This is a genomic window from Kitasatospora sp. NPDC058190 (assembly GCF_042883685.1).
Taxonomy (GTDB): domain Bacteria; phylum Actinomycetota; class Actinomycetes; order Streptomycetales; family Streptomycetaceae; genus Kitasatospora.
The window spans coordinates 1-6334 of sequence record NZ_JBHVVI010000231.1 but is presented as its reverse complement, the minus strand read 5'-3'; the positions used below and the strand labels follow the sequence as shown (position 1 = coordinate 6334).

General features: G+C 71.2%; 5 protein-coding genes and 2 pseudogenes. 2 read left to right on the top strand and 5 right to left on the bottom strand.

Annotated elements, in window-relative coordinates; all coding sequences use genetic code 11:
- Together ACFVWU_RS43990 and ACFVWU_RS43985 are read right to left on the bottom strand one after the other, a co-directional pair.
- Positions 1-127: pseudogene (locus tag ACFVWU_RS43990) on the bottom strand (GntR family transcriptional regulator); the annotation flags it as partial.
- A gap of 32 nt (positions 128-159) precedes the next feature.
- A complete protein-coding gene (locus ACFVWU_RS43985; protein WP_387632148.1) occupies positions 160-948 on the bottom strand; it encodes a gamma-glutamyl-gamma-aminobutyrate hydrolase family protein in 789 nt (262 codons plus the stop codon).
- A 267-nt stretch (positions 949-1215) separates the two neighbouring features.
- Here ACFVWU_RS43985 and ACFVWU_RS43980 point away from each other — a divergent pair, with 267 nt between their 5' ends.
- Positions 1216-2124 carry a LysR family transcriptional regulator gene (locus ACFVWU_RS43980; protein WP_387632146.1) on the top strand — a complete coding sequence of 303 codons (909 nt, stop codon included), beginning with the start codon at positions 1216-1218 and terminating at the stop codon, positions 2122-2124.
- A gap of 76 nt (positions 2125-2200) precedes the next feature.
- On the opposite strand, the gene ACFVWU_RS43975 is transcribed toward ACFVWU_RS43980, so the two are convergent.
- Complete coding sequence (locus ACFVWU_RS43975) at positions 2201-3463, bottom strand: hypothetical protein (protein WP_387632143.1); 1263 nt, start codon at positions 3461-3463, stop codon at positions 2201-2203.
- Between the two features lie 280 nt (positions 3464-3743).
- Between ACFVWU_RS43975 and ACFVWU_RS43970 the strand changes: the two genes are divergently transcribed.
- Positions 3744-4136: a hypothetical protein gene (locus ACFVWU_RS43970; protein WP_387632151.1), complete on the top strand. Its 393-nt coding sequence runs from the start codon at positions 3744-3746 to the stop codon at positions 4134-4136.
- A 400-nt stretch (positions 4137-4536) separates the two neighbouring features.
- Here the strand turns inward: ACFVWU_RS43970 and ACFVWU_RS43965 are convergent, their stop codons facing one another.
- Both ACFVWU_RS43965 and ACFVWU_RS43960 read right to left on the bottom strand, forming a co-directional pair.
- Positions 4537-5655, bottom strand: coding sequence for a PP2C family protein-serine/threonine phosphatase (locus tag ACFVWU_RS43965; RefSeq protein WP_387632140.1), 1119 nt, complete (start codon positions 5653-5655; stop codon positions 4537-4539).
- A 273-nt stretch (positions 5656-5928) separates the two neighbouring features.
- A pseudogene (locus tag ACFVWU_RS43960) lies at positions 5929-6132 on the bottom strand (transposase); the annotation flags it as partial.
- Between the last annotated feature and the right edge of the window lie 202 nt (positions 6133-6334).

Here is a 6334-nt window from a genome sequence, read left to right as displayed (position 1 = left end):
ACGGAAGCTTGTCCCCTACGGCGTACTCACCGCGCTCGATGGCGCTGCGCAGGTGGCCGAACACCGCTTCCATAGCGCTGACGCGCCGCGGGATCGCACCACCTGTCTGGCTGTCTGACAGGTTCACGGGCCGATCCTGGGGGTCGGAGCACAGCGGTGTCAAGACACCGGGGTCGACGGAGTGACCTCCGGTGTACCCCGCCGGATGCGCACCTTGCTCTCGGCGATGCGACCCGGAGCGGGGTTCGGGGCCGACCTGGCGGCGGCCACCAGGGCGTGCACCACGGCCGAATCGAAAGCCATTTCGGGGTGCCACTGCACGCCGACCGCGAAGCGGTGCCGGGTGCTCTCGACCGCCTCGATGGTGCCGTCCGCCGTGCGGGCGCCCACGATCAAGCCGGTCCCGAGGGAGTCCACCGCCTGATGATGGTGCGTGGCGACCTGGCGGGTCCCCGGAAGGAGTGTGCCGATCCGCGTCCCCGGCACCGTGGTGACGGCATGGGGGGAGAAGTGGCCGCCGTGCAGGTTGTGCCCGTGGTGACCCACCGTTTCGGGGAGGTGCTGGATCAGGGTTCCGCCTGCGTGCACGTTCATCAACTGCATTCCGCGACACACTCCCAGCACCGGCATGTCACGTGCGAGAGCCTCGGCCAGCACGGCCCACTCCCACCGGTCGCGCTCGTGCACCGGCGGTCCCGTGCACGGATGCGGCCGCGCCCCGTACAGCGCGGGATCCACGTCCTCGCCGCCGGTCAGGACGATCGCGTCCAGGCGCGCGACGACATCGGCCGCGGCTTCCGGCGCGTCCGGCGGCAGCAGGACCACGCGGCCGCCCGCCGCCTGGAGACAGCTGATGTACGCCGCGGGCAGCAGCGCGGCGGGCAGCTCCCACTCCCCCCACTGAGCGTCGGCGAGGTAGGTGGTCAGTCCGATGAGCGGCTTGGGCATACCACTTCCTTTCAGGGGCGGGAGTCGATCGTCGACGGCCGTCTCCTCCGTAGCCCACCCGCCCGACGGACGCGGGGTCAGGAGGGCTGCGGAAGAGGGGGTGCACGGCCCCGCGGACGCACGAACGCGGCCGACGAGGGAGGTGGTTGGGTCGCGGACCCGGGCGCGGAGGCTTGCGCATCCGGGCCGCGAGCAAGAATCCTGCTGCCGTTCATGCTTAAGCACAAGAAAAGACATCTTCGCGACAGATAAGTGAGCCTTAACTCCGTGCAGAAACTCGACCCCCGGTTGCTCGCCACCCTCGAAGCCGTGGTCCGCCACCGCTCCTTCAACGCCGCCGCACGCGAGCTGGGCTACAGCGCGCCCGCCGTCTCGCAACAGATCGCCGAACTCGAACGCCGCGCCGGCCTCATCCTGATCGAGCGCCGCCCCGTACGCGCCACCCCGGCCGGCATGGTCCTCCTCGACGCCGAACAGCGCGTCCGAAGTGCACTGGCGGCGGCCTCCGTGGAACTCGACGCCATGCGTGCGGGCACAGCCGGACGGATCAGGCTCGGCGCCTTCGCCTCCGCCGCCGCCGGCATCGTCCCGCAGGCGCTGGCAGAGCTTCACACGACCTATCCGGATGTGCAGGTCAGTCTCTCCCAAGTGGAGCCCGAAGCCGGCTACGGCCGGCTCAAGCGGGGAGACATGGACCTGGCCCTCAGTTACGACTACGACTTCATCCCGATGCCACCGCCCCGGGGGCTGCGCCGAACGCTGGTCGCGCGGGACCCGGTCGTGGCGGTGGTCCCGGCCGACCACCCCCTCGCCCACCGGGACGTCATCGACCTGGCCGGCCTCGCGGCCGAGACCTGGATAGCGGCTCCGGAGGCCGCGTTGCGCCTGGAACTGCTCGCTCAGATGGCCAAGACACCGGGCTTCCAGGCCCGCTTGGAATACGACGGCGACGACTTCAACACCGTGCTCGGCTTCGTGGCCGCCGGCCTGTGCGTCGCCGTCATGCCGCGGCTGGCCCTCCCCCCGGGTAGCACCCAGGTCGTGGCGCGCCCCCTCGCCGACCCGGAGCTGACGCGCTTCATCTACACCGTCCGCATCGACACCCGGCACGCCCCACGCGCCCTCCTGGGCCTGGAACGCATGCTCGCCGCGCAGGCGCTGGCCGCCCTCTCATGAGGCGGGGGCAACGCCTCGACGAGTTCGGACCCGAACGTCGCCGGCCCGCCTGCGGGCCGGCCCTCCGGGCAGCCTCTCACCCCTCCGGTCGGACACTCCGGTCGGCGGTGAGCCGCTCCCGCCACTCGGCCACGGCGACGGGGGACATCGCCGCGAGACGGGCGATCACCTCGTCGTCCCGCCCGTCGGTCCAGCTGAGGACCCGGGTCAGGACGGTGTTCCGGACCAGGCGGACCTCCTTGAGCAACTCCTCCAAGCGCTTCAGCTCCTCCCCGGTGGCGGCAAGCGTGTCGTCGACCGCCGCCCTTTCCTCGGCCCGCTGTTGCCGCAGGTAGGCCGCCAGGCCGGTGAGGACCACACCGTCGTCGGCCGCAGCGCTGCGGAACGTCTCGGCGAGGTGGTCCAACACGCAGTCAGGGGCGTCGGCGAGACTCGCTCCCACGACCTTCGCGCCCTCCCAACTGCTCCGTCCGGCATCGCTGGTCCGCAGCCAGAGCCCGGCTTCGACCGGGGCGCGGTCGCCGCAAGCGGCCGCGCGGTAGGCGTACAGAGCCGCACGGTGACCGTAGAAGGTGTAGCCCTCCTCGATCCGGACGCCCGCCGGAGTGCACATCCGTCCCGGAACGCCGCCGTAACCGGAATCGGGTTCGTAAGTGGCGTAGGCGTCCAGCTCGGCGTCGGTAGCCGTCGCCCAAGCCGGATCGCACAGCTCCGGATTCCGGGCCAGGAAGTCCGCCACTTCGACCCGCCATCCGGGAACCGGGCTCATGCGGGGTTCGGCCCAGGCCACCGTGCCCGTCGCACCGAGCGTGTAGAGGCAGGCCTGTTCGAGATCGGTCCAGGCCGTGGCAGCCTCGGCGGACCACTCCAGATCCCCGGCCGGGCCCACACGATGCAGCGAGCCGATCACCCGCTGGACCATGGGCAGGATCCGTCGGACCAGTGTGTAGAGCTCCTCGGCGCTGAAGAAGCGCCAGGTATCGGCGCCCTGCTCGTCGACAGTGCGGTGGGTGAGCAGGAGCGCGAACACGGCCGGGGAAGGCAGAGCGCCATCGCCGGCCGCGGCCCGGCGGTGCCCCGGAAGCCAGGGGGCGGCGCCCTCGTCCTGGGTTCGCCAGTCGGTGTCCCCGAACCAAACGGCACCGGTGGCGGCGTCGACGGCGAGCCACTGCTGGTAGCCGTTACCCGGCCCGAACCGTTCCCGGTGGTGCTCGGCCCGCCGGTCGTGCCACACGTATTCCGCTGGGGGCGGATTGAGTTGGACGGCGACGAAACCGTCCTGCGGGGTGTACCCGACAACGACATGTGCAGTCGGTTTGCTGTTCTCGGTCCCGGACATGCGGCTCCCTCCGTGCCGGACCGTGGCGGATCCGCCACTGTGCGACACCGAGCCTGCCCTGTGGGAGCTGTTGCGATCAAATCCGATCACTTGTGGACTTGTCGCCCAATGAAAGTCCGCACACGTGCGGACGCGACGGGGCTGACGACAGGCGATCGTGGAGCGCTGCCTGACCGGTGAACAGGTCGCGGATCTGTCAGCGGCAACCGCCCCACCGGTCCTCGCCCACAGCGGCCTGCCGGGTTCCGGAACCTTCGGACTGGCCGACCAACAGGCGGCGATGCGCTGGGTGCGCTCCGGGATCGGCGCCCTCGGCGGTGACGCGTCCCACGTCACACTGGCCGGCGAGTCGGCCGGCGGTCGCGGTGATGTTCACGCGCGCCGCAGGCAAGGCCCGCACCGGCGCGGCCCTGGACAACCCGGTCCTGAAGACCGAGGGCCGGGTCGCGCTGATCGACGGCCTGCTGGCCGCCGCCGTCCTGGCCGGCCGAAGAGGACTACCTCGCGCGGAACATCGAGGTGGACGGCGAGCAGCACACCGATGGCGATGCAGATGCTGATCGACCTGTGGCGACGACCAGGAGCGCTGGGCCCAGTGCGCCGACACGGTCCGTCGTGCCCTGGCCGCGCGGGTCACGCTGTGGGCGGGATCCTCGCCGACTTCGGAGCCTGACACGCGACGCGGACTCCTCCCGCCGGGCAGCCGTCGTCACCAGCTGCCCGGCACCTGCCGTTGCCACGACGCGTCGACGAAGGACAGATCGAGCCGGCCCAGCCAGCCCGGATCGGCCAGCACGTCGGTCGCGATCGTCCACCGCTAATCGCCGCCGCTCCCCGGCCGGAATGAGACCCGGACGGATGGGTGCAAGACACGGATGGGTGCAAGACTGAGAAGGCGGAGGTGGTGTCATGGCCGACGAGGACGACCGGGCGGCCGCCACCGGGGCGGACGAGCGGCTGCTGGAACAGCTGCTCGCCGAGTCCAACGCGATCGCCCCCCACCGTCTGCCCGCACTGGCGAACCGGGCCGCCCGGGCACTCGGCCTGGACAGTGCCACTGAGGGGGGCTGGGCCTACCTTCCGGCCGTCTCCGGGAGGCGTCGTGCGGCGAGCGCTGCGATGTCGTCGTGGAGAGCGCCGTCACTGTAGACGATGAGATCCTGGCGGAGTCGGTCGAGGAGCTCGCCGGGAGCGGCCGCGATCCAGGGGCGGACACGTTCGGTGAGTGGGTAGAAGCTCCCACTGGAGTCGCGGGTCTCGGTCACGCCGTCGGTGTAGAGAATCAGTTGGTCCCCGGCGGTGAAGGGGGCCACGTCCACGTGGTAGTCGTCGTCCACGAGCATCCCCAGGTTGATGGGGGGTGAAGGGGCGGACGGTTCCAGCTCGCATACCTGTCCGTCGTGGAGGAGCAGCGGTGGCGGATGCCCGCAGTTGACGAGCCGGACGGTGGGCTCGTCGTCGGGGACCTCGACGAACACGGCGGTGACGAAACGCTCCGCGACGTCGCCGCCCGGCATCTGGGCCGCGGCGCGACTCATGCTGGTCTCCACCCGTCGTGCCAGGTGGGGGAGGTCGGGTTCGTCGTGCGCGGCTTCTCGGAAGGCGCCGAGCATGACCGCGGCCGCCTCCACGGCGTGCAGGCCCTTGCCGCGTACGTCACCGATGAGCAGCCGAACACCGTGGGCCGTGCGCACCGCCTCGTACAGGTCGCCGCCGATCTGGGCTTCCGCTGCGGCGGCCATGTAGAAGGTGTCGATGCTGACCTGGCCGAGGCGGTGCGGGACGGGGCGCAGCAGCACCCGCTGGGCGGTCTCGGCCACCGAGCGGACGTCGGCGAGGGTGCGTTCCCGCTTCTGACGGGCGCCGCTGGCGACGGCGGCAGCCAGCGTGACCGCCGCTATCGCCCCCACGGTGAAGAAGTGCCCGGGGCGTTCGAGCAGCCCCTGGGCGGCAGCCAGGCCGACATTCGTCACCAGGCTGAGCAGTCCGATGGCAAGGGTCCCCCTGACCGACCACGCGCAGGCGGCCAGCGCGGGTGCGGCCGACAGGAGTCGGTCGAACTGCAGATCCAGTGGAGTGGTCAGGTCCAGTAGAGCCGTCAGCAGGATGATCGCGAACGGCATGAGGTTCACGTAGTCGGACGGCACGATCCGCTTCCGGGCGTGCGGTGCGGACCGCCTCTGACCGGTCATACAGGCAGTATAGGAAGTCCCTGCGGCGTGGTCATGGCACCTCGATCGCACTGGGAAGCCCTCCTGTCACGGACAGTGCGCGACGTTCGTCTGCCTCGAGTCACCAGGAGCGTGTGTCAGTAGCGGGCGACTGGCTGGCCGAATGCGCACTCGGCGGTCGGCGGGACCGGCCGTCCGGTCGCCTGATGGGCGGCCGCGGGGCTGGCGGGGGGGGTCCGGGGCCCGGGGTGGAGCGCGTCGGGGGCCGCGCCGGCTGGCCGATCGGTTGGCCGGCGCGGCGAGTCCGGTGGTTCCGGCGTGTCGGAATGCCTTGCGGAAGTTGTGGCAGGCGGCCGGCAGTCGCCGCTCGCCCCGGGCGCCGTCCTCGCCACGCAGGAGGAGTTGGCGGCCCGTCTGGCAGGTCATGATCTGACCGAAGACGGGTTCGACGATGGCTTTGCGGCGGCTGTAGGCGGCGCGTCCGGGCTTGGGCCGCAGCCTCCCGCCCGCTCGACCGCTCTCAGGTCGTCTGTCCCGGTCGCCGTCCCTGGGCCATACGGGTCGTCGAGTGCCGCCGTTCGATGGATGCGACGGTCGGGTCCGAGGCGGCTGTCGTCCGGCTGAGACACCTTCCTTGTGGGCGTACCGGCGAATACGCCCCAGCCCGAAGAGGAACCCAGTGTCGTGGGGGTTCCGAACC

Bases quoted from the DNA above. Each gene is read 5' to 3' on its own strand.
- ACFVWU_RS43985 (WP_387632148.1), bottom strand. From the start codon at position 948: ATGCCCAAGCCGCTCATCGGACTGACCACCTACCTCGCCGACGCTCAG.
- ACFVWU_RS43975 (WP_387632143.1), bottom strand. From the start codon at position 3,463: ATGTCCGGGACCGAGAACAGCAAACCGACTGCACATGTCGTTGTCGGG.
- ACFVWU_RS43970 (WP_387632151.1), top strand. From the start codon at position 3,744: ATGCGCTGGGTGCGCTCCGGGATCGGCGCCCTCGGCGGTGACGCGTCC.
- ACFVWU_RS43965 (WP_387632140.1), bottom strand. From the start codon at position 5,655: ATGACCGGTCAGAGGCGGTCCGCACCGCACGCCCGGAAGCGGATCGTG.